The following is a 24,604-nucleotide window of genomic DNA, read 5'->3' on the forward strand; positions in this document are numbered from 1 at the left end:
TTGCGGCCCGCCATTGTCATGAGGAGGACCAGATGACGGACATACAGGGAGCCATGAGGAAGACAGGCGGCCACCGTGACTTCGCTGCTGATGAGCAGGGGCGCGGTCCGGGGGTTCCCTCTGCGCTGACCAACAATCCCAAGGCCGGCCAGTGGGACGGTCGCCGGCTCAGTCGGGGAATCGTGGCGGACTACAAGCGTCTGGTCATGACCGACGGCGAGGGGATCCGTTGCTCCCTCTACGTCAGCGGCTGCCCCTTCCGCTGCCAGGGGTGCTACAACGCCTCCATATGGGACTTCAGCGCCGGGCACCCCTATACCCAGCAGCTTGAGGACCGCATCATCAAGGACCTGTCGCTGTCCTATGTGCAGGGCATCACCTACCTGGGCGGGGAGCCTCTGCTCAACACCCCCATGTTGCTCGGCCTTTCGGAGCGAATCCGGCGCGAGTTCGGCCACGAGAAGGATATCTGGTGCTGGACCGGCTACACCTGGGAGGAGTTGAACCGGCCGGGGGAGACCCCGGACAAGGCCCAGCTGATCTCCTACCTTGACGTGCTGGTGGACGGACGCTACTTGGAGAATCGGAAGAACAGCCTGCTCCAGTTCCGAGGCTCGGACAACCAGCGGATCATCGATGTGCCACGTTCCTTGGAGCAGGGCCAGGTGGTCATCTGGTCCAAGTTGCACGACCAGACCAGGTTCATTCCGGAGACCTACAGCAAGGACCGTCAGCAGGAGCAGCAGCGGGGCTGATACCGGCTCCTGCCCTGAATTGGTCTACGTCGCCTTGCCGGGGCACAATGGGTGTCATGACTGATGAGCATGATCACGACGCCAAACCCGACCTGCCTAAGGACCTGAGGGTCCGTTTCTGCCCTTCGCCGACCGGCACCCCGCATGTGGGCATGGTTCGAACTGCACTCTTCAACTGGGCCCAGGCCCGGCACTCGCATGGCACCTTCGTCTTCCGCATCGAGGACACCGATGCCCAGCGCGACAGCGAGGAGAGCTACCAGCAGATTCTGGAGGCCCTCAAGTGGCTGGGGCTGGACTGGGACGAGGGTGTGGAGGTCGGCGGCCCGGATGGCCCCTACCGGCAGTCCGAGCGTGGCGACATATACCGCGATGTAGCCCGGCAGCTGTTGGATGCCGGCTACGCCTACGAGTCTTATTCCACCGCCGAGGAGATCAAGGAGCGCAACCTGGCCGCCGGTCGTCCTGCCGCTTTCGGCTACGACGGTTACGACCGCGACCTGAGCGAGGAGCAGCGTCAGGCCTTCCGCGATCAGGGCCGGCGACCAGCCCTGCGCGTCCGCATGCCCGACGAGGACATCGCCTTTGACGACCTGATTCGCGGACACATCGAGTTCAAGGCCGGGTCTGTGCCCGACTATGTGATTGTGCGCCCCAACGGCGATCCCCTTTACACGCTGACCAACCCGGTGGATGACGCCCTGATGCGCATCAACGTGGTCCTGCGCGGCGAGGATCTGCTCAGCTCCACCCCCCGGCAGATCGTCCTCTACCGGTACCTGATGGAGCTGGGCATAGCCCGGGCCATGCCCCTGTTCGGGCACCTGCCCTACGTCATGGGCCAGGGCAAGAAGAAGCTGTCCAAGCGCGACCCCGAGTCCAACCTCTTCCTGCACCGGGAGCACGGCTTCATTCCCGAAGGCCTGCTCAACTATCTGGCCCTGCTTGGCTGGTCCATCGGCCCCGACCGTGATGTCTTCTCCATGGACGAGATGGTTGAGCACTTCGACATCCGGGACGTCAAGGCCAATCCGGCACACTTCGATATCGACAAGGCCGTGGCCATCAACGCCGAGCACATCCGCATGCTGGAGCCACAGGACTTCCTGAACCGGTCCCTGCCCTACCTCAAGCGCGACGGGCTGGTGAGTGCCGAGCGCTGGCAGGACCTGAGCGATCGTGAGCAACGGATTCTGAGTGCTGCCGCCCCCCTGGTCCAGCCCCGCGTACGTCTGCTGGGCGAGGTCTCCGGCATGGTGGGCAGTCTGCTCAGCCAGGAGGAGTACCTGGAGCCTGAGCCGGATGCCCGCAAACAGCTCAAGGACTCCGCCGGACAGGTCCTGGACCTGGCTATCGCCGCCCTGCAGGATGTGCCGGACCAGGACTGGAAGACCGATCACCTTCACGACCTGCTTACCCAGGCCTTGGTGGATGAGGGCGGCTATAAGCCCCGTCTGGCCTTCGGCCCGGTCAGGGTGGCGGTCTCGGGAAGGCGGGTCTCGCCGCCCCTGTTTGAGTCCCTGGAGATCCTGGGCAAGAGTACAACACTCCGAAGGATGTCCAACTTGCGCCAAAACCTCTGAGCGGGTATATTTCTTTTTTGTTGTGCTACTGACCTGCTGAACCGGGTTCGTACGCGGCGAAAAGTGAAGCCCCCGTCGTCTAGCGGTCTAGGACTACGCCCTCTCACGGCGCCAACACCGGTCCAAATCCGGTCGGGGGTACGACATGTGGCAACCGTCCAAGCGATTGTCGCACAGCCAATTGGGGTATGGTGTAATTGGCAACACAGGTGATTCTGGTTCATCCATTCTTGGTTCGAGTCCAGGTACCCCAGCGGTAGAGACATTGAGTCCCAAGGAGCGGAACGCCGACACGGTGTTCCGCTCTTCTTGTTTACGCATTACCATGGAATCTAGGAATGCTTCTGGTTTGCAAAGCGGCGGCCAGTGGTATCCACGAGAGTTGCCCACGGTGTGAGCAAGCAAACAAAAAGAGGAGGCCCGGCAGACTGCTATGTCAGAGTTTCCGATGACGGAATCTGATACTTTGAGCATAGAGGCTTGAGTGATGGACCCAATCATCGGCTGATCGGGCAACATCACCCGGTATATGAATCATTGTACGATTTTTTCGGTAAAGGTGTGTGATTATGACGACAATCATGGTGTTGGGAGCTGGTTATGCGGGTCTTCGCGCGGTCAAGAAGCTGGCTCATGCAAAGACTGATGCCCATATAGTCCTGGTCAATCAGAATGAGTATCACTACGAGTCCACCCAGTTGCACCAGGTGGCGGCGGGGACTAAGGAGCCTGCGGACGTGGTCTTCGACCTGCGCAAGTCCCTGCCCGATTCGGTGGAGCTGATTGTCGACAAGGTGGTTGGCATCGATCAGGACAACCGCCGGGTCAGCCTGGAGCATCACGATCCTCTGTCCTATGATTACCTGATCAATGCCCTGGGCTTCGAGTCCGAAACCTTCGGCATCAAGGGTGCCGATGAGTATGGATGGCCGCTCGTCGACGTGGACACCGCTCTGGCGGCCCGTAAGAAGCTGGAAGAGACGCTGGCCCGCTACAAGACCAGCCACGATCCGCTGGATCTGAGCATCGTTGTCTGCGGCGCTGGCTTCACCAGCATCGAGTACCTGGGCGAACTGGTCTACCGTCTGCCTCAGCTCTCGAAGCGCCTGGGCTTCCCCATGGATCAGGTCAAGGTGGATTGCATTGAGGCCTCGCCCAAGATCCTGCCCATGTTCAGCAAGGACCTGGTCGACTGGGCTGTGGATTACCTGCGCAAGCGCGGAGTCAACTTCCACACCTCCACCCCCATTACCGAGGTCAGGCAGGATGCCGTGGTCTCCAATGACCAGGAGTTCAAGGCCCATACGATCATTTGGACAACGGGTGTGCGTGGTAGCCACGTTATTGCCGATTCCGGGTATAATCAGAAGCGTAACCGTGTAGTGGTCAGGGATGACCTGTCGGTGGAGCAGCATCCAGAGGAGTTTCTGGTGGGTGATGTCAGCGCCGTTCCCGATCCGCAGTCAGGTCGGCTCTACCCGACCACTGCACAGATTTCGATGGCCCAGGCTGATACCGCGGCCGCGAATGTCCTTGCCAGAATGCGGGGACAGGAGCCCCAACGGTTCACCTTCCGGAGCCTAGGGACCGTGTGCTCCCTTGGCCCCCACGCCGGGGTTGCCGAAATCGACCGTATGGGCACGCTGAAGCTCAAGGGCAAGGCGGTCTCGGTCCTGAAGTGGATCGTAAACGAGCGGTCGGTCCTGGAATTGGCCGACGTGCGTACCATGTTGGAGAGCAACTGAACCAGCGTCTTAAAGACGCCAGGGGCTAGACGACGAGGGAGAGGAGGACGAACATGTTTCAGGTCATGAGGATGCGGCACATGTTCGTCCCCTTCCAGCATCGGATCGGATCGTTCTGGGCCACGGTGGCCATCGGCCCTGTGTTCATCGACATCATTGACTACCTCCTGCTCCTCCTCATTCCGGCGGAAACCGTGACCGACTGCGGCTTCCGCCGGGATGGTGGAGGCCCCCGTGCCCGTGCGCGGATCGGCAGGAGCGAGAGGAGAGTGGCATTAGCATGAGTTTTCTACAAGGTTTATGGTTCTTTGTCATCGGCCTGCTTTTTGCGGGATTCCTTCTGCTTGAAGGGTTCGACTTCGGCGTTGGCATGGCTACCAGGTTCGTGGCCCGTGACGGTGATGAGCGCGCCACCTTCATGAGGGCCATCGGCCCCCACTGGGATGGCAACGAGGTCTGGCTGATTACCGCCGGCGGCGCTATGTTCGCCGCCTTCCCGCTCTGGTACGCCTCCCTTTTCTCGGGGTATTACCTCCTGCTCTTCCTGGTACTGGTTTCCCTGATTCTGCGTGGCGTCTCATTCGAGTTCGCCTCCCACGCGCTGACCAGCCGTGAGCGCGGTGTCTGGCAGTGGGCCAACTTCATCGGTTCCCTCTTTGCGCCATTCTTCCTGGGCATGATGCTGACCAGCCTGATCCAGGGCATTCCCATGGACAAGAACGGCGATGCCTGGCCTGGGTTCTTTGACGTGTTCAACTGGCTGTCCGTGGTCGGCGGCATCGCTGTCGTCTTCTTCAGCTTCGTTCATGGCCTGCACTTCCTGAGCCTGAAGCTGGGCGCCATGGATTCCCGCCGGATGCTCAACGTCAGCGAGAAGGCTTACTGGATCGCATATCCGGCCCTGATTGTCTTCGTGCTCCTGGCCATCTTCAACACCGACTTCTACAAGGCACGCCCTCTGTCCACCTGGCTGATCACCGTCATCATCCTGGCGTCGGTTATCGGAGGTCACGTTGCCGTCTTCAAGAAGCGCGGCGGCTACGCCTTCACCTGCTCGGGCATCACCCTGATGGCCATTATCGCCTTTATCTTCAACGGGCTCTTCCCGCGGGTGATGATCGCTGACGATCCAGCACATAACCTGCTGATCCAGGATGCCTCGGCCTCGCCGCTGACCATGAAGATCATGACCGTTGTGCTTTGCATCTTCCTGCCCATCATGCTGGCCTACTTCATCTGGAGCTACTTCATCCAGCGCAAGCGGCTGGACACCGATGGAGCCCATCTGACCTCACCCGTGGCTCCTTCGGCCACCCTGGCTGAGACCGTCTGAGAGCCAAAGGAGGCAGGGGGGCAGTGCTGGCAGGACCGGAGCGCATCCGGAGGATAATGCATTGATTGACAAGAATCTCTTTCGTTTCGACGGAGTCCGGTCCACCTTGGGCCTGCTGGCTGCCCTGTCCCTGGTTCAGGGAATAGGCGTGGTGGTTCAGGCCTATGGGTTGACTCTGGCTCTGGTGCGCATTTGGCACCTTCAGAACCTCAAGGTGCTGGTGGTGCCGGTGCTGATCTTTTTGGCCGCCTACACCTGTCGACAGCTCTGCGACGTGGCCAAGGATCGTATCGCCACCGACCGTGCAGATGCCATCGTAGCCGAGCTGCGGCCACGTATTCAGGACAAGGTATTCTCACTGGGACCATCGGCCCTGGCCCGGCGTGGCACGGGCTCGGCCGTCACCATGCTGGTGGATGGACTCGATCAGGTGCGCACCTACGTGCTGACGGTCCTGCCAAAGATGATGGATCTCATCTTTATTCCCCTGATCGTCCTGGTTGTGGTCTGGATCCAGGATGCAGGTTCCGGGCTCATCCTTATGCTTATGCTGCCCCTGCTCATCTTCTTCATGGTCATCCTGGGTCTGGCAGCCAGGGATCGCTCCAGTCGGCAGTATGCTCAATTCCGCAAGCTCAACACCAGGTTCATGGATACGGTCCTGGGTCTGCCGACCCTGAAGATGTTGGGCATTGACAAGGAGTACGAGGACGAGATCTATTCGGTCTCGGATCGTTTCCGCAAGAGGACCATGAGCGTTATCCGGATCGCCATGACCTCCACCTTTGCTTTGGACTTCTTTGCCACCTTGGCAATCGCCATCATGGCCGTTTTCTTGGGCAACAATCTGATCAATGCCAAGGTGGAGCTCTTTCCGGCTCTCTTGGCCCTGATTCTGGCCCCTGAGTACTTCATGCCCATCCGCCAGTTCGGAGATGATTTCCACGCCACGCTGAACGGCAAGAACGCCTTGGACGATATCGCGGATATGCTGGACCAACCAGAGCCCAAGCGCTTGGAGGAACTGGACTGGTCCGGGTGGAAGGAAGAAAGCCACCTGCGCCTGGAAGGAATCGATTTCGCCTATCCTGGCCCCAAGCCAATAGAGAGCAATGCTTCAGCCGGGGCACAGATGGATGCCATGGCCAAGTCCGAGAGTCAAAAGCCTAGCAAGAAGAGACGCAAGCCCAAGGCATCCAAGATTCATGTCGGTGATGGGACGTCGGCTTCTGTGGAACTCGGTTCCACGGCATCGAAGGGAGCCGGTGTCGAAGCTACTGCGGCTTCACAGATCAGCGGGTCTGACGGGGGCTCGGAAGAGCAGCCCCTTGCCCTGAATGGGCTGGACTTCGACCTGCACGGCTTTTCCAAGGTGGCTGTTGTCGGCCGCTCCGGTGCCGGCAAGTCTACGCTGATGGATTTGCTGGCCGGATTTGACCAGCCCAAGGCAGGCACCATCGACCTGGATGGTCATCAGCTGGAGCATTGCAACGTGGCTGCCTGGCAGAGGCATATCAGCTACATTCCGCAGAACCCCTTCATCTTTCACGGTACAGTGGCCGACAATATTCGCTTTTATAACCAAGAGGCAGACGATGCCGAAGTAGACCGTGCAGCCGATAGGGCTGGACTGACCGACTGGCTGAAAACATTGCCTGAAGGTCTGCACACCCAAATCGGAGAGGGCAACCGCGGCATCAGCGGCGGCCAGGCCCAGCGGATCGCCCTGGCCAGGGGCATCCTGGATCCCTCGCGCGAAATCCTGTTCTTTGACGAGCCCACAGCCCACCTGGACATCGAGACCGAATACGATCTGAAACAGACCCTGCTGCCCATCATGGACGGACACCTGGTCGTCCTTGCCACCCACCGGCTGCACTGGCTGGCCAACATGGACTGGGTGATCATGCTGGAGCATGGACGAATTGTGGCCCAGGGCGATCCGCATGAGCTGATCGGACAAGGCGGACCCTTGGATGCGCTGATCGATGAGATGGGAGGGAACCAGATTGCCGACTACCAGCAGGACTGAAACCGCCGGAAGGGACGGCATGGGATCGCCTAAGGCCTCCCTCCGCGGCCGCGGACTGTCGGGCTACATGCATATCTGGCACCGGGACCATTGGTTCTGGCCCTACCTGCGTCAGAACAAGGGGCTGCTTGCCCTGATCTTCTTCCTGGGAACCATCACCTTCGTGTGCGCAGCCGGGCTGATGTTCACCTCAGGCTTCCTGATCAGCAGGTCCGCCCGTCATCCTTTCAACATCTTTGCCGTGTACGTGCCGGTGGTCCTGACCAGGGGCTTCGGCATTGGACGGCCTACATTCAAGTACCTGGAGCGCATCAAGAGCCATGACTGGGTGCTCCGAGTGGTTTCCAAGCTGCGGGTTCAGCTTTACCGCACCCTTTCGAAGGACGCAGCTTTCTTGAACGAGCATGAGCGTACAGGTACGGTACTTGGCATGCTCTCGGACGATCTGGACCACTTGGAGAACTTCTATCTGCGCACCATCTTCCCCACGGTAGTGGCCTACATGATGTGGGTGGTGGTCACCATAGCTGTAGGCGTCTTCTCCTGGCTGACCTCGCTCCTACTCTTCCTGCTTTTCGCTCTGATCCTGATCCTGATCCCGCTGGTCTCGCTGGCTTATTCAGACGGGCGTTATGACATGGAGAAGGCGCGGCGGCAGGACCAGTACACTGCAGTGACCGAGAGCTACATGGGCCTGGGGGACTGGGTGATCACACGCCGTCGTCGGCGTTTTGTGGATACAGCATCCGGCGACTTCAACGGTATCGCCACCGGCCGTAGAGAGCAGAAGCGATTTGAACGCTGGCGCAACTGTGGTATCCAGATGATTTTCGCCCTTATGGTGGTGGCCCTGATTGTGGGAGCAGATCTGCGTATGACCAGCTCCACCTCCATAGCTGACTTCGCGGCAGCCGTGGTTCTGGCGGTTTTCCCCTTGGTCGACTGCTTCATCGTGGTCTCGCAGGCTGTGGCTGAGGTTCCCCTCTACACAGATTCGCTGGACCACCTGAATGATCTGACCGAGCGGGTCGAGTCCCGGCAAACTGCGCCAAGTCCCCAGACCAAGCTGGAGGGGCCGATCAAGTCAATCGTCTTTGATCATGTCAGCTTCTCATACGGACCTCATGACCCCCTGTTGCTGGACGACTTCAGCCTGCGGATTGAAGGTGGGCAGCGGGTGGCTCTGCTCGGTCCCAGCGGAGAGGGCAAGACAACGGTCCTTCAGCTGCTTCTAGGCGATCTGCGCCCCACCAGTGGCCGCATCCTCATCAACGACATACCAGTCGACGCACTGCAGGATCAGCGTCCTGAGCTCTTCGGCTACCTGAACCAACAGGCATTCCTCTTCAACACCACTATCGCCTCTAACGTGCGTCTGGGTGCCCCACAGGCTGATGATGATCAGGTTCGTCAGGCCTTGAAGGCCGTACAGCTGGATCAGGTTGTTGCTGACATGCCGCAGGGAATCGACACGCCGGTGGATGAAGCTGGCGGTCGTCTTTCTGGCGGGCAGCGTCAGCGTTTGGCCCTGGCCAGGATTGTGCTCAAGCGTACTCCAATCATCCTTCTGGACGAGCCAACCATCGGTTTGGATCCCATAACCGAACGCAGGCTCATGGCCATGATCTTCAAGGTCAGCCAGGATCGCACCCTTCTTTGGGTGACCCACCACCTGCAGGGGCTGGAGGAGGCCGACCAGGTCATCTTTATGCAGGATGGGCACATCGCCATGCAGGGCCGGCCTGTTGACCTGTACCGGGAGAACGCCCGTTTCCGTGAACTTTATCGCATGGACGTCTCGGACGTGGACAAGGGTGCAGGTCAAGGGATATACTTGGATAAGCAGTCAGATTCAGATGGACGGAACCCTGTTGAATGACCATCAGGCTGTTTCCCGAGCAATGAATTTTGCACGGTTGTCGGGTTGCCGATCTTGGCGGATGGCTTCCCGATTGGTCACCGTGTACCGTCGGTTCATGGACTGGACGGTATGGAAACCGGAGCCCGCGGAAGCGACCAGGTCGCGAAGTCGGGGAGAGCTGAAAGGTTCTCGTGGGCATAAGCCTGGTCATATCTGAATCCGTCCGGATTCGACCCGTGTACCCGCGCCCGACGAACCCTGCAGAGATTGGGAGGAACGATGTTCACTGTATTGGGATTGTCTAGATTCCAGTTCGCCATGACGACGATATTCCACTTCTTCTATGTTCCTATGACCATCGGTCTGGCTCTGGCGGTCGCCATCATGGAGACCGTCTATGTGGTGACCAAAAAGGATGTCTACAAGAAGATGACCATGTTCTGGTCCAAGATCTTCCTGCTCTCCTTTGCGGTCGGCGTGGTAACCGGCATCATCCAGGAGTTCCAGTTCGGCATGAACTGGTCCAATTACTCAAGGTTCATGGGTGACATATTCGGCGCTCCACTGGCCATTGAGGCCTTGGTGGCCTTCTTCCTGGAATCAACTTTCATCGGCGTGTGGATGTTCACCTGGAACCGTTTCAAGCCGGCCGTGCATGCGGTCTTCATCTGGCTGACCTTCCTGGGTTCCTCCATGTCAGCCATCTGGATTCTGGCTGCCAACAGCTTCATGCAGCACCCGGTTGGATTTGAGATCAACCAGGCCACCGGCCATGTTCGGTTGCGCAATTTTGGTGATGTCGTATCCAATCCCCAGCTGTGGATTGAGTTCCCCCACGTCTTCTTTGCCGCCGTCTGCACAGGGGCCTTTGTGGTCATGGGTTGCAGTGCTTTCAGCCTGTTGAGGATGCATATGGGGAACAAGGACAAGGCCGTGGCCGCTGTCGAGGCTGACTCCGAGAAGCAGGCCAAGGTCAACTTGTTCACCAAGTCCATCCGTCTGGCCGCTCTGCTCGGGCTTATCGGTTCCATCTGCGTGATCACCTACGGTGATTTGCAGGGCAAGTACATCGTGACTGATCAGCCTATGAAGCTGGCTGCCACCGAGGCCATCTATGAGGACACCGGCGATCCCGCTCCTTGGAATGCTGTGGCTCTGATAAATGAGAAGGACCATAAGATTGAGGGGTCCATCGAGATTCCAGGAGCCATGTCGCAGCTGGCTTACGGCAAGAAAACAGGCGCCGTCAAGGGCATGAACACCGTCAACAAGGAGCTGCACGAGAAGTATGACGCCAAGTTTGGCAAGGACATGAACTACTACGTGCCGGTTACCACCCTATTCTGGGTATTCCGTCTGATGGTCGGAATCGGGTTTGCCTTTGCCTTGATATCAGCATTGGTGCTCTGGTTCACACGTAAGAAGAAGAACACCCTGTTCACCTCGCGTTGGAAGCTCTGGATTATGGGTATTTTCACCTTCGCCCCCTTCGCCGCGACGACCAGTGGCTGGCTGGTGACTGAGCTTGGACGCTATCCATGGCTGGTTTACGGTTACCAGACCATTGCCGATGGAGTTTCGCCCACCAGCACGGTGCCGAACCTGCTCTTCACCTGCATCGTCTACTTCCTGCTCTTCCTGGTTCTGGGCGGAGTCATGATCTTCTACACCAGGAGGACTCTGCACCAGGGACCCTTCTACAAGCCGGATGACGGCAATGGACTACAGCCTGCCAAGGTGCATGGAGCACCGGCCCGGGTGGCCTTGGCCTGACGATCGGCTGACCTAAACCTTTCCTTCCCCTTCGGTAAATCCCCCGCTTCGGACCGTATGGTTCGGGACGGGGGATTTGCTGTCGTAGGGTTCGCGATCAGCGGCGGATGGGAGTGAGATCCAGAAAAGAGAGCGATGCCGAGCATGAAGCGACAGATGTGATGGATGTTCCGCTTATTATATCTGGTGCCGGACTGGCTTGACTCGTTCAGGTCCGCTCGAGCTGGTTCTGTCGCGTCGATTCGGTCAGACCTGGGCGGTCAGCTTTGATGTAATTCTCTGCAAGAGGTCACGCACGCCTTTGTCCATAGAGGAAACCTCCAGGCTGTCTGAAGCCCGTCGCAGATAGTCTTTGGCGATTCGCCGGCTGCTCTCCATCAATTTGGGATGTGCTCTGAGGTAGTCAACCACCTGATCGGGATTGTCCTGCTGAACCAAAGTTCTGAAGTTCTCATCCTCCTGGAATCCCAGCAGAACCGGCAGGGTGTAAATCCCGTCACGAATATCCTCCAGCTTGGGCTTGCCGGTGTCACGATCCAGATCAAAATCGTTGATGTCATCGATAATTTGGAAGGCCATGCCCAGGTTGCTGCCGAAGTCTCTGGCGGTCCGCTCCAAGGCCGGGTCAGTCGGCTGGCCATCAAGTCGGATCCCGGTCAGGCAGGCCAGGCGGAAGAGGGCTGCGGTCTTGCCCGAGATGGCCCGGTCGTAATCGTCAATGGTTATATGGGTGTGGTGGCGGTCGGACTCCTGGTAGAGCTCGCCACCTACGATTTCGCAGACCGTGCCGGCCTGCTCGCGGATAAAGCCTGTGTCAGGGGCGATGGAGGCCATGATCTCCATATAGCGCGAAAGGATCAGGTCTCCCAGATAGATAGCGGCCTTGTTGCCCCGGATGGTGTGGACCGTGGGCTTGTTGCGACGGATGGGGGCATTGTCCAGAACGTCGTCGTGGACCAAGGTAGCCAGATGAAGCATCTCGATGGCGGCGGCGCCGGTGATGACGGTATCGTCCAGGCGCCCTCCGTTTCGTGCTCCGGCTCGGGCAAAGAGGACCACCATGGCGGCGCGAATCATCTTGCCATGGTTATCCAGCAGTCGACGGTAATCCTCCTGATAGGGGGCTACATGGGTACGCTCCTGGTGCAGGCGGTCGACAACCCGCTCAAGATCCTTGCGCAACAGGAGCTCTTGTCCTTCTGCCATGGAGGTACGCTCCCTCTATCTCGTTAAGAACCGCAACGTATTCAATATACCAAGACCGGGGCCAGCCTTGAAGATTGTTGGCCCGGTCCTGGCTGTCGTTGTACCCACTGTGGTCAAGCTAACATCGGGAGTCGGCCTGGATTCCATTCGTAAGGGGGCTGCACAGATCGACCTAGGAGTGAAGCCGGGTGAAGTAGGCTAGATGTATGAGTCAGCATCACCACGCAGATCAGGTTTCCTCACAAGGCGGCGAGGGAGAGCATGATCGTCTGCTGTCCGTTTCGGCACGACTGGGGCGACTTCAGTTCCATTACTCGGGCAAGTTCAGACTTCTGCAGCTGGCCGACGTTCAGGAGGGTCCCAAGGTCTCTCCGGACACAATCAGGCTGATAGCCGCGGCTTGTGATGCAGCGAAGCCCGATCTGGTGGTCTTTTCGGGTAACCAGGTGGCCGGTTACGACACGGCCTACGAGCGCACCTTCCGTAAGAGACGTTGGAGCACCCCCCTGGACGGCATATACTCTGCTGGTCTGAGTATGGGCGGTGCTCTGGGATTTGGGGGAGCCTCCCTGAAGCGCTCCGCCAAATCTCAGGATGGTCAAGCCGATGCGGACCACAGGGAGCTGAGTCGCAGGGAATCGGAGCGTCAGGGGGCTGACAGGGATGCCGAGCGTGTACGTCAGCAGAACATCAAACACACCGAGGATTTGGTCCGCAGAACCGTTGGCCTAATCACCGGCCCACTGGTTGAGCGCAGGATTCCTTTCGTCGTCACCTATGGCAATCACGACTTCCAGTGCGGCCTGGATACGGATCAAATGGATGCCATCTATCGGGAGGTGCCTGGTTGCTTGAACCCGGAGGCTACGGTCGCCCATCCTGATCGGGTCCATGCGCTGATCGGATCGGCCCTGCCCTCCCAGACTGCCTTTGTCTGCGCTCCGGGCACCTTCGCCCTCCCTGTGGCGGATTGTGACGGTCACGGGGTGGTCATGGGACTGGTTCTGGTGGACTCTGGTGACTATGCCCGTGCAGGCGGCTATGGTTCACCTTCGGCCCAGGCTCTGGACTTTCTGGCGGCCGCTCCTGACCTATTAGGCAATCGATCCATCGTCTTCCAGCACATGCCCATTCCCCAGTTCTATGATCTGCTCAAGCCGGTGCCGGCCACCACGGCCTATGCGGTTCAGGGCTACCGAAGTTTCGACTCCCATTGCTACGTCCTGGACGAGTCGCGCACCTGCCCGGGCTCCTACCTGGGCGAAGGTGTCTCCTGCCCGGACGAGGACAGCGGCGAGTATGACCTGCTCACTCGGAACCGGGGCTACTTCGCTCTCTTCGCCGGGCATGACCATCGCAATGGTTTTGTCGGACGCCGTGGGGATCTGATGTTGGGGGCCACGCCCACATGTGGATTTGGCTCCTACGGTCCTGTGCCCAGCAAGCGGGCGGCGCGGCTCTTCGAGTTTGACATCCGCCATCCCCATCACCCTCGCACCCAGCTTTTGGAGTTCGGGCAATTGGTGGGACGGCCAGGATCGCACAAGGTGTACACCTTCGCCATGAGCCATGTGCCTACTTCAACTGGGGACGCGGTCAACCTCTTGCGTCGGCCCGGGTTTTTGGCGGGTGGTCTTACGGCCTTGGCAGGGTTGATTGCCTCCTGGGGCTCCTCTCGGCGACGATAAGGACAGGTGTGCCGGGAAACTCGCTCAGACCCTACGACGGGCAGGGGATGAGGCTCGAAGCAGGGCTTCGGTCAGATATTTGCCGGCAGCCATGACCAAGGGAGCGTAGCGCCTTCCCGGCGTGGTGGACATGCGGTTGACCGGTCCAGAGATGGATATGGCGGCCATGACCTGCCCGGAACCGTTGCGGATGGGGGCCGAGATGGAACAGACGCCCTCTTCGCGCTCGTTGATGGACTCGGCCCAGCCGCGCTTGCGGACCGTGGCCAGGGTCGCTGCATTGAACTTGGCGTGTCGCAGACCCTGATGGAGGCGCTCAGGTTCCTCCCAGGCCAGCAGAATCTGTGCCGCGGACCCGGCCTCCATGGACAGCAGGGCGCCTACGGGGATGGAGTCACGCAGGCCCGAGGCGCGTTCCACCGCGGCGATGCAGACCCGGACCTCGCCCTGGCGGCGGAAAATCTGGGCCGACTCGCCCGAACGGTTGAGCAGTGTATGCAGGATGGGCCCCGAGGCGGTCAGCAGTCGATCCTCGCCGGCGGCGGCGGCCAGTTCGGCGAAGCGGGAACCCAGGACGAAGCGGCCATGCGCGTCCCGCAGCACGAAGCGGTGGCGCTCCAAGGCGATGGCCAACCGGTGGGCTGTGGGTCGGGCCAACCCGGTGGCGTTGACCAGCTGGCCCAGGGTCATGGGTCCGGTCTCCAGGGTGTCCAGAATTCGCACCGTCTTGTCCAGAACGCCGACGCCCGAATGAATTTCCTCCTGATGCATGTTTGGATCGTTTACGGAGGGATATCTGTCGTCGTCGTTCATAGAAGGTGTGTCCATGGTTGAATTATGCCATCTCAGTATATGAAATGCAAAAGTTCATAACGGTTGGGCAGTTCCATACTCGGTGGTAAGAGGCCGGCGGGGGTGCCGATGAGATTGGTGCCCTGGCCGGTCGTAGGCTTTCAGGAGGCGATATGGGACGCACAATGGCGGAAAAGGTCTGGACCGATCATTTGGTCAGAAAGGGCCAAGGCGGCGAGCCCGATCTGATCTACATCGATCTGCAGCTCATGCACGAGGTGACCAGTCCACAGGCTTTCGAGGGTCTGCGCCTGGCAGGCCGGAAGATTCGTCACGTGGACCAGGTCATCGCCACCGAGGATCACAACACCCCCACCATCGACATCGATCGGCCCATCGCCGACAAGGTTTCGGCCCTGCAGATCTCCACCCTGGAGCGCAACTGCCGTGAGTTCGGCGTCCGTCTGCTTCCATTGGGGAATGCCGACCAGGGCATCGTGCATGCTTTTGCACCCGTCCTGGGGCTGACCCAGCCCGGCATGACCATCGTCTGCGGCGATTCGCATACCTCGACCCACGGGGCCTTCGGGGCCCTGGCTTTCGGCATCGGCACCTCCGAGGTGGAGCATGTCCTGGCCACCCAGACTCTGAGCCTGAAGCCTTTCAAGACCATGGCCATCACCGTCCGCGGGCAGCTCAAGCCGGGCGTAGGCGCCAAGGACGTCATCCTGGCTGTCATCGCCAAAATCGGCACGGGCGGCGGCCAAGGGCACGTTCTGGAGTACCGGGGCGAGGCCATTCGGCGGATGTCCATGGACGCACGCATGACCATCTGCAACATGTCCATCGAGGCAGGGGCCAGGGCCGGGATGATCGCGCCGGACGAAACCACCTTTGCCTACCTGGAGGGCCGGCCGCACGCCCCCAAGGGAGCCATGTGGGATCAGGCTTTGGACTACTGGCGGACCCTGCCTACAGATCCGGATGCGGTCTTCGACAAGGAGGTCATCCTGGATGCCGACCAGCTGACCCCATACGTGACCTGGGGCACCAATCCCGGACAGGGCCTGCCCATAGCTGCTGATGTGCCTGTGCCCGAAAAGATCGCCGATCCGGCCAAGCGCCAGGCAGCCCAGGAGGCCATCGACTATATGGGTCTGAAGCCGGGGATGCCCATCCGCGACATCGCCGTGGACACTGTGTTCATCGGCTCCTGCACCAATGGGCGCATCGAGGATCTGCGCGCGGCAGCGGCCATCATGAAGGGGCATCACAAGGCCAAGAACCTGCATCGCGTCCTGGTGGTGCCGGCTTCTTCGCGCGTTCGCATTCAGGCCGAAAAGGAGGGGCTGGACCGCATCTTCGAGGACTTCGGAGCCGAATGGCGCAACGCCGGCTGCTCCATGTGCCTGGGAATGAACCCCGACCAGCTGGTGCCGGGAGAGCGTTCCATCTCCACATCCAACCGCAACTTCCAGGGTCGTCAGGGCAAGGGCGGCAGGACGCATCTGGCCTCGCCCGAGGTGGCTGCTGCGACGGCCATCAGGGGAACCATCTGCTCCCCGGCCGATCTGTAAGTCATCAACCGTACGTCATCGTCATCCAGAAGGCAGGAGGTCATCATGGAGCCACTTTCCGTTGTAACCGGGGTCGGGGTGCCCTTGCGCCGCTCCAACGTCGACACTGACCAAATCATCCCCGCCGTATTCCTGAAGCGGGTGAAGAAGACAGGCTTCGAGGATGCGCTCTTCTACGCCTGGCGAAGGGATCCGAATTTCGTACTCAACCGGCCCGAATATTCGGGTGCCCGCATCCTGGTGGCCGGGCCGGACTTCGGCATCGGCTCCTCGCGCGAGCATGCGGTCTGGGCTCTGCGGGACTATGGCTTCCGCGTGGTCATCGCCCCCCGATTTGCCGACATCTTCTATGGGAATACCGCTAAGAACGGGGTCCTGGCCGCCATCATGCCCCAGGAATCAGTGGAGTTGCTCTGGAAGCTCCTGGAGGAGGACCCCGGCACCGAGATGACCGTGGACTTGGGCGCTCGCACGGTCACCTGCGCGGATGTGACCCTGCCCTTCCAGGTGGACGACTATGTGCGATGGCGGCTCATGAACGGGTACGACGACATCGATCTGACCCTGCAGTACGAGGATGACATCCGTGCCTATGAGCGCATAAGGGCCGAGCGCTTCCCCTTCAAGCCGCGTACCCTGCCGGCTCAGCACATGCCCGAAGAGCCGGTCACTTCAGCCAGGGAGGGTCAAATCGACTGGCCTGGTCCACTGGCTGACCGCGGCATCATCTGACCGACGGGCCGTGCGCCCTGATATGAAAGTCATTCGCTCCCTCTTCGCCTACCATGGAATGTGACAGTCATTGGTCGACTGTGACCGGTTGGCAAGCAAAGAGGGGCGATTATCATGAGGCACAGCAGCGGCGATGTGCACAACTGGGGCGTTCGACAGGCAGTGAATGCCCTAAGTGCTTTTGCTTTCATCTATGTGGCCATTGAGACATTGGCAGGTCTTTTGGGAGGCAAGGTGGTTTTGCCTGCGCTCTTCCCACACGCCTCCAAGGAGCAATACAACGGTCCTTTAGGTGACTGGACAGTGGTTATCTCCGTGGTGCTGGCCCTGTTGTTTGCCTTGATCAGTCAATGGCCGGTCATCGTCGGCCATGAACGGCATGGCCAGGACCAGGTGCGTTGGGTCACTGCGCGCCGATTCAGCCTGCTGGCGTTGATCATCGCCCTGGCCTGCTTCTTCCTCAGTCAGCTGGTGGCCGGTGCGGCCAACTCTGGACTGAGCGCCATTCTGTCCGGTACTGGTCTGCATCCGCCGACCGCATCCGACGACGGCGGCATGGAAACGCCGATCATGCTCTTCTATGGCATTCTTCTGGGGCCCTTTGCCGAGGAGCTGGTCTTCCGAGGGGTCATCATGAATGGCTTGCGCCGCTTTGGTCGGGTCTTCGCCATCATTACCTCTTCTTTGCTTTTCGGCTTCATGCATGGCTCCTTGGTCCAGGGTCTGTTCGGTTTCATTTCCGGCCTGGTTCTGGGCTATCTGGCCATGGAGTACGGGCTGGTCTGGTCCCTGCTGGTGCACATGCTCAACAATGCCTTCTCTTCAGGTCTGCTGGCCAAGTACATGCCCCTGGCACCCGAGGTTGTTCGCATCGGCCTAGGCCTGCTCATGATCCTGGTGCTGCTGACCGGAGTCGTCGGACTGCTGTTCAAACTAAGGACTCTCCGTGATTACTGCCGGAGCAATCGCGCTCCCAAGGGGATATATGCTACCTGGAGGGCGCCTTGGTTCCTGCTCTTCTGCCTGGCATGCCTGCTGATGGCCCTGAGCGAATTCGTGCCGGGGCTGGCCTGAGCAGACAGTCGATGGCACTGGCCCATTGTCGGGATTCCGTCGAGGGAAGGGCGGGGTCGGGCTAGACTCGGACATGTAGTGTTGATATGAACGTGGGGAAAGGTTCGTGTCGCTGGACGCCCTTGGCGGTCGTACGGTAGTGCATGAAGGGGAAGGATCATCGACGGATGAGGGATGATGAGGATCGCGACAGCGGCGGCGAGTCTGCCGATGCCCAAAGCGATCAGGGGCGCTTGAAGGTGTCGCGCTCCTCTATTGCCCTCATGACTGCAAGCCACAGTGCCAGCAAGGATTACGCGCGCCACTGGGATTATGAGGAAGGGTCCATCAGCCTGCCACCCTTGAGCCTGCCGGGGGAGGCGGTGGATGATGGCTTGGCCTACCCGGGGCGGATAGCCCATAGGAAGACCGCTCTTCTGGGTGATGACGGAGCTGGTGGCAAGGGGCACAAGGGTGCCATGCCAGTTGGTGAACGACCCTCGGTGCTTCCCGGATCCTATGATTTTTTGAACTCGGTCACCATGGCCAGTCAACCGGAGGTTCCCACATTTCCCCCGGAAGACCTGCCAGTTGACGGGCAGAGCGGAAAGGATTCCGGCCAAGAGCCATCCCCTCGGCGTGTGGTGGTGCGCCGAGAGCTGGAGGCTTCCAAGGCCACCGGGACGGCCACAGAGATTTCGACACAGCCTGAGAAGCCTGCAGTCAAGGTCGTCTGGTCCTGGACCAAGCCCGAGACGAACAAAGGCCCGGTCTTCTCCTGGAATATGCCCAAGCGTCGTAAGCCGTCCACAAGCACCCGTGCAGGCAAACCTGCAGCTTCCGCACCGTCTGCCAATGCTGTCGACTCCGCTGTCTCGGTACCTTCCAAGGTCGAGCAGGAGTCATCAAAAGCTTCCGCTCCCGTTCCTTCCGTAGTCGAAACTGCCGAACCCAAGTCGATGACTACGGCCGGGGCGCCCTCGGCTTCCGGCTCTGAGGATCCGATGTCCGCGAAACCGAATCCGGAGGTCTCTGCGCCCGCAGCTTCTGCTGGTGCGCCTGCGACACCCGTGGTATTCGCCGACCGACCGGTCGTTGTCCGTCGTTCGGTTGCGGACTGGGATTCCCTGGTCACTGGTTCCCCGGCTCCGGCGGAGAACGGTGCTGCTGCACGATCCGTGGCCAGCGGAGCCGATTATCAGGGGCGTCGGGTCTGTTCGACTCCACGGGTAGTCGCTCAGCCTGCCGCAGTCGCCAGTGACGGCACCGGTGGTCGGGTCGTTTCGTCAAAGGCTATCGACGGACAGGGGACGGCGCTCGCGCAAAGGGATCATGTCGGTCAGCCCGTGCAGACCGGCCAAGGAGGCATTGCCGTTCAGCCTGCCCCCTCTGAATCTTCCGTGTCTGGGAATGCAGCTCCAGGCAGGCAGTCGGTCGTTCAGTTTGCGTCTTCGCCGACATCCGTATCCTCTCCAGGTGCTTCGGTGGCTCTCGCCGCCAAGGCTGCCGAGGCTGCAGCAGCTGCTGTGGCTGCCAAGGCCGAGTCCGCCGGAACCGAGGATACCGCGACGGATGCAACCAAGCCGTCCGGCTCTTCGCATGGTCTTTGCAAGCGTTTCGGGGGTCTTCATCTCGGCCTTTCCGCCAGAGGCCATGAAAGAAGTGGGGGAGCACGTCGGTCGTCCAAGCGGCGATCTGCTCGTAACCGCACCCGTCCTTCAGTCGAGTCGGCAGCCCCCAGGGTCGTTTCCAATGTTTCGGCAGAATCCGTCCCGGGAGCAAGCCGACCGGCACCCGTCAGTTCGCGGCCGATTGTCGTTCCAAGTGAACTTGATACTGCCACGCCAGCCGCTGCAGTTGCGGCCCAGCCCGCTGCCAAAAAGTCCATCGCCTACACGGCCAGTTCGGGGGTTCTCCACGCCGTCAACGGCCAGGCTGCCTTCGCCTTCGTCTACCTGGCCATATCCGTTCTGGTGCTCATGGTCGGTTCGGGGATGATCCTGCCTGTCATCATGGAGCAGGTCAAGGACCCCAGATCCATCGCCTTCCTATCCGATGGGATTACCCTCCTGTCGGTCCTGCTGGCGCTGACTTATGCCTGCATTTCAGAGTGGAGCGTTATTCGAGGTGAGGATCAGCGAGGACAGGACGCCGTTCATTGGCGCACAGACAGAAGAATGACGCTGGCGGCTCTGATGGCCCTTGTAGCGGTGCTCCTGCTGGGCCAGGGGATGGTCCATGAACTGAACAAGTTCCTCAACCACTTCTGCCTGCTTCTGCACATCCCCTCTCTGGCCTCGCGCAGCCTGCTGGTCACAGGCGCTTCCTCGCCGATGATGGCCCTGTACGCCCTCCTGGTGGTTCCCCTGGCTGAGGAGCTGGTGTTCCGTGGCATCATCCTCAACGGACTGCGTCGGTTTGGCCGAGTTTTTGCCATCCTTACCGCATCCCTGCTCTGCGCCCTGCTCCAGTGTGATCCGGTCTCTGGGCTTTGGATTTTCCTGCTGGGGCTGGCATTGGGATACTGCTCCCTGGAGTATGGTCTGATCTGGGCCATCGGAGCCCGTGTGGTCGGCGATCTGCTCTTCACCGGCCTGCCCAACCGCTATCTGATGAACGCTCCGCGAACCGCCCGTCTGTCGGTTTTGGCAGTGGCTCTGGTCTTGGTTCTGGCTGGGTTGCTCATGTTCTTCCTGCACCGCGCCAGCCTCTTGGATTACCGGCGGCGCTATCGAGCGCCTAAGGGAACCTATGTGTCCTGGAGGCAGCCCTGGTTCCTGCTCTATTTGCTGCTCTGCCTGCTGCTGGCCATCTTCAAGTTCGTGCCCGGCCTGCTCTAGAGCATGACGTATGGGTGCCGCCGGTGTTGGCGTAGACTTGGACCAGCTGGAGGTTGGTGCTGAACGACCAAATCTGCAGAGGATCATGAAAGGGCATGGTGACATGGGGCAGACAGCGACGGAAGCCGATGCGTCAGGGACTGGGCAGACTCAGAAGCCCAGACGAGGCACGGCGGATCGCGCATGGATGAGTGCGGCCAGGGGCATGCTCAACCGCCAGGCCGCTCTGTTGCTGGTCTACCTGCTTATCATCAACAGCGTCGGCCTTCTGTTCGGTGTTCTGGCTCAGATGGAGTGGAATGCCGTGTTCGATCCGGTGCCTGCCCACTCGGGATTTATATATGTGATGAGCCATGCCGACAAGGAGTATGGGGGCATCATCAATCTGATCGCCGCCTGCACAGGCCTCTGCTTCCTGGTTTTCACACGACGCCGGCAGATCTGCGACTCCGGTCCCTCGGGCATTTTCCACACTGATCTGCACCCCATGACCTGGCAGGTTCTGCTGGGATGCTTTGCGCTGACGCTGACCGGGCAGACCCTGGCTGACTGGTATCAGTCGGGCATGGACTGGACTACGGCGCGGCTGGGAGTGCAGCAGTCCTGGACCACGACCGAGCAGATTCAGCAGGCCTCGGGTACCATTCCCATGTTTGTATACGTCAGCCTGCTGGCCCCCGTCATTGAGGAGCTGGTCTTCAGAGGTGCCATCCTGCACGCGCTGAAGCCCTACGGCCACGTCTTCGCCATCGTCACCTCCGCCGTCATGTTCGGCTTCTTCCATGGCGATCTTGGCCAGGGGTTCTTCGCTTTCATCATGGGTTTGCTCCTGGGCTACTTGGCCTGCGAATACTCCATCTTCTGGTCCATAGCTCTGCACGTGTTCAACAATCTGGTCGTCAGCGACGGGCTGGAACTCCTTCTCGGGTTTATGAGCGACAATATGTCCTCCTACATCAACGTGCTCATGATGTTGGCAGGTATGCTGGCAGCCGTCCTGGTCCTCTACCTGGGTCGCCATCGGATTGTCGCTTTTCTGCGGGAAAACCGCACCTATACGAACGTCTATGGCGCTTGGGCCTGCCCATTTTTCATCATGCTGCTGTTGATCATGGGCTTCACGATGCTGACCCCCTTCGTTTCAGCCGGCGCCTGACCGGTATTTGACAGGTTGGACGCTCTATGCCTGAGGCGACAATTCACGGTGTCCCCACACCCCCTGTGGCAGACTTGCAATAAGGGCCGATGATGCGCCAAAGCCCGGCTCTGAGCGGATACGAGAAAGAAGCCGATAAATGCCCAAGGTGAATACACAGAATGATGTGCTGCATGTGGTGGGCGGCAGGCCCCTGCATGGCACCATACAGGTCCGCGGTGCCAAGAACTTCGTCAGCAAGGCCATGGTTGCCGCCCTTTTGGCTCCGGGTGTCTCAGTACTCAAGAATGTGCCTGTAATCCGCGATGTCCAGGTGGTCTCAGATTTGCTGAGGCTTCACGGTGTCAAGGTGGACGTCCGTCCGCAGGAGGGCGTGGTCACCATCGATGCCAGCCATGTGGAGCTGGCTGATGTAGCAGATGTGGACACCCTGTCGGGTTCTTCCCGCATACCCATCCTCTTCTCCGGACCGCTCCTGCATCGGATGGGAGAGGCGTTCATCCCCGTTCTGGGTGGCTGCCGCATCGGCAGCAGACCCATTGACTTCCATCTGGAGACCCTGCGCAAGCTGGGGGCAAATGTCGACAAGGAGCATGAGGCCGGTATCCATATCACAGCGCCAGACGGCCTGCATGGAGCTAAGATCCACCTGCCCTACCCCTCAGTGGGCGCGACGGAACAGACCCTGTTGGCGGCAGTCCTGGCCGAGGGGCGTACCGAGCTGTCAGGAGCGGCTACCGAGCCCGAGATTATGGACCTGGTGGCGGTTCTGCAGAAGATGGGCGCACAGATTTCCGTGGACGTGGACAGGACAATCCGCATTGAGGGGGTGCCCTCCCTGAAGGGCTTCACCCATACCTCCCTGCCCGACCGAATCGAAGCCGCCTCCTGGGCCTCCGCCGCCCTGGCCACCCATGGCGACATCATGGTCAAAGGCGCTCACCAGCCCGACATGATGACCTACCTGAATGTCTTCCGCAAGATCGGCGGCCAGTTCGATGTGCGCGACGACGGCATCCGCTTCTGGCATCCGGGTGGCGACCTGCGGCCCGTGGCCATCGAGACCGACGTGCACCCCGGGTTCATGACCGACTGGCAGCAGCCCCTGGTGGTCGCTCTGACCCAGGCCAAGGGTCTTTCCATCGTCCACGAGACCGTCTACGAGAATCGCTTCGGCTTCACCAAGCCGCTGATTCAGATGGGCGCTACCATTCAGCTCTACAAGGAGTGCCTGGGGTCCCTTCCTTGCCGCTTCCAGCAGCGTAACTTCAACCACTCGGCCGTCATCTTTGGGCCCACCCCGCTGACTGGCCAGGACATCGATGTGCCCGACCTGCGTGGCGGCTTCAGCCACCTGATCGCCGCACTGACAGCTTCCGGCCCTTCCACCGTCCATGGCATCTCCCTGATCGACCGCGGTTATGAGGACTTCCGCGACAAGCTGCTGGCCCTGGACGCGCAAATCGACTGATCCGGCAGACATAGATGGCTTCCAAAGGCAAACCCTCCCCCCGGTCTGCGGTGTCTGCCCTGTCTGACCAGCAGGTAGCCCTGCTGGCCCAACGGCACAGGCTGGTGGATCCGACTCGCTACTATCCCACTGGACACCGCACACCGGCCCTGGACGAGATAGACGGTCAGCACCCTGTGGGGACCACCCGTCTATTGCGTGGGGTCTCCCAGGTGGTGCGCGACTCCTGCCGGGTCTATGCCTGGGGGTTGGAGCGAGTGCCACAGGCCGGGCCCTTTATCACCGCAGCCACCCATGTGACCCAGTTTGACGTTTTCATTCCTATGATGGCCCTCTTCCACCTGGGTCGTCGTCCCCGCTATATGGCCAAGGCCGAGATGGCCCATTGGCCCCTTATCGGCAGCTGGTTCCGCATGGTGGGCATGCAGCCGGTCGAACGCAAGTCCGGCAAGGCCAGGTCGATTGAGGAAGAGTCGATCAGTATCATCACCTCGGGCAGGCCGCTGACCATCTGGCCCGAGGGGACCGTGACCCGCGATCCGCTGAAGTGGCCCATGTCGCTCAAGCCCGGGGTCGGCTTCATCGCCTTGGAAGCCTCACGGCAGCTGGGTCACATGGTTCCTCTGTATCCCAGCATCACCTGGGGAGCGGCTTCAATCAATCATAAGTGGCCTTGGCCTCGCAAGAACGTGGTTATGTGCTATGACCGGCTCCTTGACTATTCCGACCTTCTGGAAGACATGTCTCAGTGGGGCGCGGAACCTCCCAAGCAGTCCGTGCATGCCCTCTGTGTCCGCCTGCGCAACCGGATGGAAGAGGTCATGGCAGAGATTCGTGGCGAGGAGCCTCCGGCGGCCGGTTATTTTGATTATGTGACCATGACTCGTAAACCCAGAAGCGAGCAATAGGGCTGGAACCCGCCCCTAATTCCCCATGCCTGGCGGTGGTGTCATAGGATGGTGGGGACAAGAATGAGGCTGCTGGTCGGCGTTCCCGTGCGCACGGCA

At 60.2% G+C, this 24,604-nt stretch carries 18 protein-coding genes and 2 tRNA genes; 18 read left to right on the forward strand and 2 right to left on the reverse strand.

Annotated elements, in window-relative coordinates:
* The first annotated feature begins 32 nt into the window (after positions 1-32).
* The 10 genes from nrdG (at position 33) to ACNAOV_RS01320 (ending at position 11,082) form a co-directional block, all read left to right on the forward strand.
* Positions 33-755, forward strand: coding sequence for an anaerobic ribonucleoside-triphosphate reductase activating protein (gene nrdG / locus ACNAOV_RS01275; protein WP_416517635.1), 723 nt, complete (start codon positions 33-35; stop codon positions 753-755).
* Between the two features lie 56 nt (positions 756-811).
* The gene (gltX, locus tag ACNAOV_RS01280) at positions 812-2,338 is read left to right on the forward strand and encodes a glutamate--tRNA ligase (protein WP_416517636.1); all 1,527 of its coding nucleotides are present in this window, start codon (positions 812-814) and stop codon (positions 2,336-2,338) included.
* A gap of 68 nt (positions 2,339-2,406) precedes the next feature.
* Positions 2,407-2,479, forward strand: a tRNA-Glu gene (locus ACNAOV_RS01285).
* Between the two features lie 41 nt (positions 2,480-2,520).
* A tRNA-Gln gene (locus tag ACNAOV_RS01290) sits at positions 2,521-2,592 on the forward strand.
* 315 nt (positions 2,593-2,907) lie between these two features.
* A complete protein-coding gene (locus tag ACNAOV_RS01295; RefSeq protein ID WP_416517637.1) occupies positions 2,908-4,083 on the forward strand; it encodes an NAD(P)/FAD-dependent oxidoreductase in 1,176 nt (391 codons plus the stop codon).
* A gap of 53 nt (positions 4,084-4,136) precedes the next feature.
* Entirely contained in the window at positions 4,137-4,367 is a 231-nt protein-coding gene (locus ACNAOV_RS01300) for a hypothetical protein (protein WP_416517638.1), read from the forward strand.
* Positions 4,364-5,416, forward strand: a complete 1,053-nt coding sequence (gene cydB / locus ACNAOV_RS01305) for a cytochrome d ubiquinol oxidase subunit II (protein WP_416517639.1) — start codon at positions 4,364-4,366, stop codon at positions 5,414-5,416. The genes ACNAOV_RS01300 and cydB overlap by 4 nt, the downstream gene beginning before the upstream one ends.
* A gap of 61 nt (positions 5,417-5,477) precedes the next feature.
* Positions 5,478-7,448, forward strand: a complete 1,971-nt coding sequence (locus tag ACNAOV_RS01310) for an ABC transporter ATP-binding protein/permease (RefSeq protein WP_416517640.1) — start codon at positions 5,478-5,480, stop codon at positions 7,446-7,448.
* Positions 7,449-7,467: 19 nt separating this feature from the next.
* The gene (gene cydC / locus ACNAOV_RS01315; protein ID WP_416517641.1) at positions 7,468-9,327 is read left to right on the forward strand and encodes a thiol reductant ABC exporter subunit CydC; all 1,860 of its coding nucleotides are present in this window, start codon (positions 7,468-7,470) and stop codon (positions 9,325-9,327) included.
* Between the two features lie 261 nt (positions 9,328-9,588).
* On the forward strand, positions 9,589-11,082 hold the full coding sequence (locus tag ACNAOV_RS01320; protein WP_416517642.1) for a cytochrome ubiquinol oxidase subunit I: 1,494 nt from the start codon (positions 9,589-9,591) through the stop codon (positions 11,080-11,082).
* A gap of 246 nt (positions 11,083-11,328) precedes the next feature.
* On the opposite strand, the gene ACNAOV_RS01325 is transcribed toward ACNAOV_RS01320, so the two are convergent.
* A complete protein-coding gene (locus tag ACNAOV_RS01325; protein WP_416517643.1) occupies positions 11,329-12,288 on the reverse strand; it encodes a polyprenyl synthetase family protein in 960 nt (319 codons plus the stop codon).
* Positions 12,289-12,494: 206 nt separating this feature from the next.
* On the opposite strand from ACNAOV_RS01325, the gene ACNAOV_RS01330 reads away from it, so the two are divergent.
* Positions 12,495-13,976: a serine/threonine protein phosphatase gene (locus tag ACNAOV_RS01330; protein WP_416517644.1), complete on the forward strand. Its 1,482-nt coding sequence runs from the start codon at positions 12,495-12,497 to the stop codon at positions 13,974-13,976.
* 24 nt (positions 13,977-14,000) lie between these two features.
* On the opposite strand, the gene ACNAOV_RS01335 is transcribed toward ACNAOV_RS01330, so the two are convergent.
* The gene (locus ACNAOV_RS01335) at positions 14,001-14,747 is read right to left on the reverse strand and encodes an IclR family transcriptional regulator (protein WP_172636696.1); all 747 of its coding nucleotides are present in this window, start codon (positions 14,745-14,747) and stop codon (positions 14,001-14,003) included.
* A gap of 194 nt (positions 14,748-14,941) precedes the next feature.
* Here ACNAOV_RS01335 and leuC point away from each other — a divergent pair, with 194 nt between their 5' ends.
* The 7 genes from leuC (at position 14,942) to ACNAOV_RS01370 (ending at position 24,505) form a co-directional block, all read left to right on the forward strand.
* Positions 14,942-16,345: a 3-isopropylmalate dehydratase large subunit gene (gene leuC, locus ACNAOV_RS01340; RefSeq protein WP_416517645.1), complete on the forward strand. Its 1,404-nt coding sequence runs from the start codon at positions 14,942-14,944 to the stop codon at positions 16,343-16,345.
* A gap of 45 nt (positions 16,346-16,390) precedes the next feature.
* Positions 16,391-17,077: a 3-isopropylmalate dehydratase small subunit gene (gene leuD, locus ACNAOV_RS01345; RefSeq protein ID WP_416517646.1), complete on the forward strand. Its 687-nt coding sequence runs from the start codon at positions 16,391-16,393 to the stop codon at positions 17,075-17,077.
* 114 nt (positions 17,078-17,191) lie between these two features.
* A complete protein-coding gene (locus tag ACNAOV_RS01350) occupies positions 17,192-18,151 on the forward strand; it encodes a CPBP family intramembrane glutamic endopeptidase (RefSeq protein ID WP_416517647.1) in 960 nt (319 codons plus the stop codon).
* A gap of 167 nt (positions 18,152-18,318) precedes the next feature.
* Positions 18,319-20,970 carry a CPBP family intramembrane glutamic endopeptidase gene (locus ACNAOV_RS01355; protein ID WP_416517648.1) on the forward strand — a complete coding sequence of 884 codons (2,652 nt, stop codon included), beginning with the start codon at positions 18,319-18,321 and terminating at the stop codon, positions 20,968-20,970.
* Between the two features lie 103 nt (positions 20,971-21,073).
* Positions 21,074-22,126 (forward strand): CPBP family intramembrane glutamic endopeptidase, encoded by a 1,053-nt coding sequence (locus tag ACNAOV_RS01360; protein ID WP_416517649.1) that lies wholly within the window; start codon positions 21,074-21,076, stop codon positions 22,124-22,126.
* Positions 22,127-22,265: 139 nt separating this feature from the next.
* Entirely contained in the window at positions 22,266-23,597 is a 1,332-nt protein-coding gene (murA, locus tag ACNAOV_RS01365; protein ID WP_154313203.1) for a UDP-N-acetylglucosamine 1-carboxyvinyltransferase, read from the forward strand.
* Between the two features lie 14 nt (positions 23,598-23,611).
* On the forward strand, positions 23,612-24,505 hold the full coding sequence (locus ACNAOV_RS01370) for a lysophospholipid acyltransferase family protein (protein ID WP_416517650.1): 894 nt from the start codon (positions 23,612-23,614) through the stop codon (positions 24,503-24,505).
* The last annotated feature ends 99 nt before the right edge of the window (positions 24,506-24,604 follow it).

The organism is Bifidobacterium asteroides (assembly GCF_048001765.1).
Taxonomy (GTDB): domain Bacteria; phylum Actinomycetota; class Actinomycetes; order Actinomycetales; family Bifidobacteriaceae; genus Bombiscardovia; species Bombiscardovia asteroides_K.

Bases quoted from the DNA above. Each gene is read 5' to 3' on its own strand.
- leuD (WP_416517646.1), top strand. From the start codon at position 16,391: ATGGAGCCACTTTCCGTTGTAACCGGGGTCGGGGTGCCCTTGCGCCGC.
- ACNAOV_RS01335 (WP_172636696.1), bottom strand. From the start codon at position 14,747: ATGCATCAGGAGGAAATTCATTCGGGCGTCGGCGTTCTGGACAAGACG.
- leuC (WP_416517645.1), top strand. From the start codon at position 14,942: ATGGGACGCACAATGGCGGAAAAGGTCTGGACCGATCATTTGGTCAGA.
- murA (WP_154313203.1), top strand. From the start codon at position 22,266: ATGCCCAAGGTGAATACACAGAATGATGTGCTGCATGTGGTGGGCGGC.
- cydC (WP_416517641.1), top strand. From the start codon at position 7,468: ATGGGATCGCCTAAGGCCTCCCTCCGCGGCCGCGGACTGTCGGGCTAC.
- ACNAOV_RS01370 (WP_416517650.1), top strand. From the start codon at position 23,612: ATGGCTTCCAAAGGCAAACCCTCCCCCCGGTCTGCGGTGTCTGCCCTG.
- ACNAOV_RS01355 (WP_416517648.1), top strand. From the start codon at position 18,319: ATGAGGGATGATGAGGATCGCGACAGCGGCGGCGAGTCTGCCGATGCC.
- ACNAOV_RS01320 (WP_416517642.1), top strand. From the start codon at position 9,589: ATGTTCACTGTATTGGGATTGTCTAGATTCCAGTTCGCCATGACGACG.
- ACNAOV_RS01330 (WP_416517644.1), top strand. From the start codon at position 12,495: ATGAGTCAGCATCACCACGCAGATCAGGTTTCCTCACAAGGCGGCGAG.
- ACNAOV_RS01300 (WP_416517638.1), top strand. From the start codon at position 4,137: ATGTTTCAGGTCATGAGGATGCGGCACATGTTCGTCCCCTTCCAGCAT.
- ACNAOV_RS01350 (WP_416517647.1), top strand. From the start codon at position 17,192: ATGAGGCACAGCAGCGGCGATGTGCACAACTGGGGCGTTCGACAGGCA.
- gltX (WP_416517636.1), top strand. From the start codon at position 812: ATGACTGATGAGCATGATCACGACGCCAAACCCGACCTGCCTAAGGAC.
- ACNAOV_RS01360 (WP_416517649.1), top strand. From the start codon at position 21,074: ATGGGGCAGACAGCGACGGAAGCCGATGCGTCAGGGACTGGGCAGACT.
- cydB (WP_416517639.1), top strand. From the start codon at position 4,364: ATGAGTTTTCTACAAGGTTTATGGTTCTTTGTCATCGGCCTGCTTTTT.
- ACNAOV_RS01325 (WP_416517643.1), bottom strand. From the start codon at position 12,288: ATGGCAGAAGGACAAGAGCTCCTGTTGCGCAAGGATCTTGAGCGGGTT.
- ACNAOV_RS01295 (WP_416517637.1), top strand. From the start codon at position 2,908: ATGACGACAATCATGGTGTTGGGAGCTGGTTATGCGGGTCTTCGCGCG.
- nrdG (WP_416517635.1), top strand. From the start codon at position 33: ATGACGGACATACAGGGAGCCATGAGGAAGACAGGCGGCCACCGTGAC.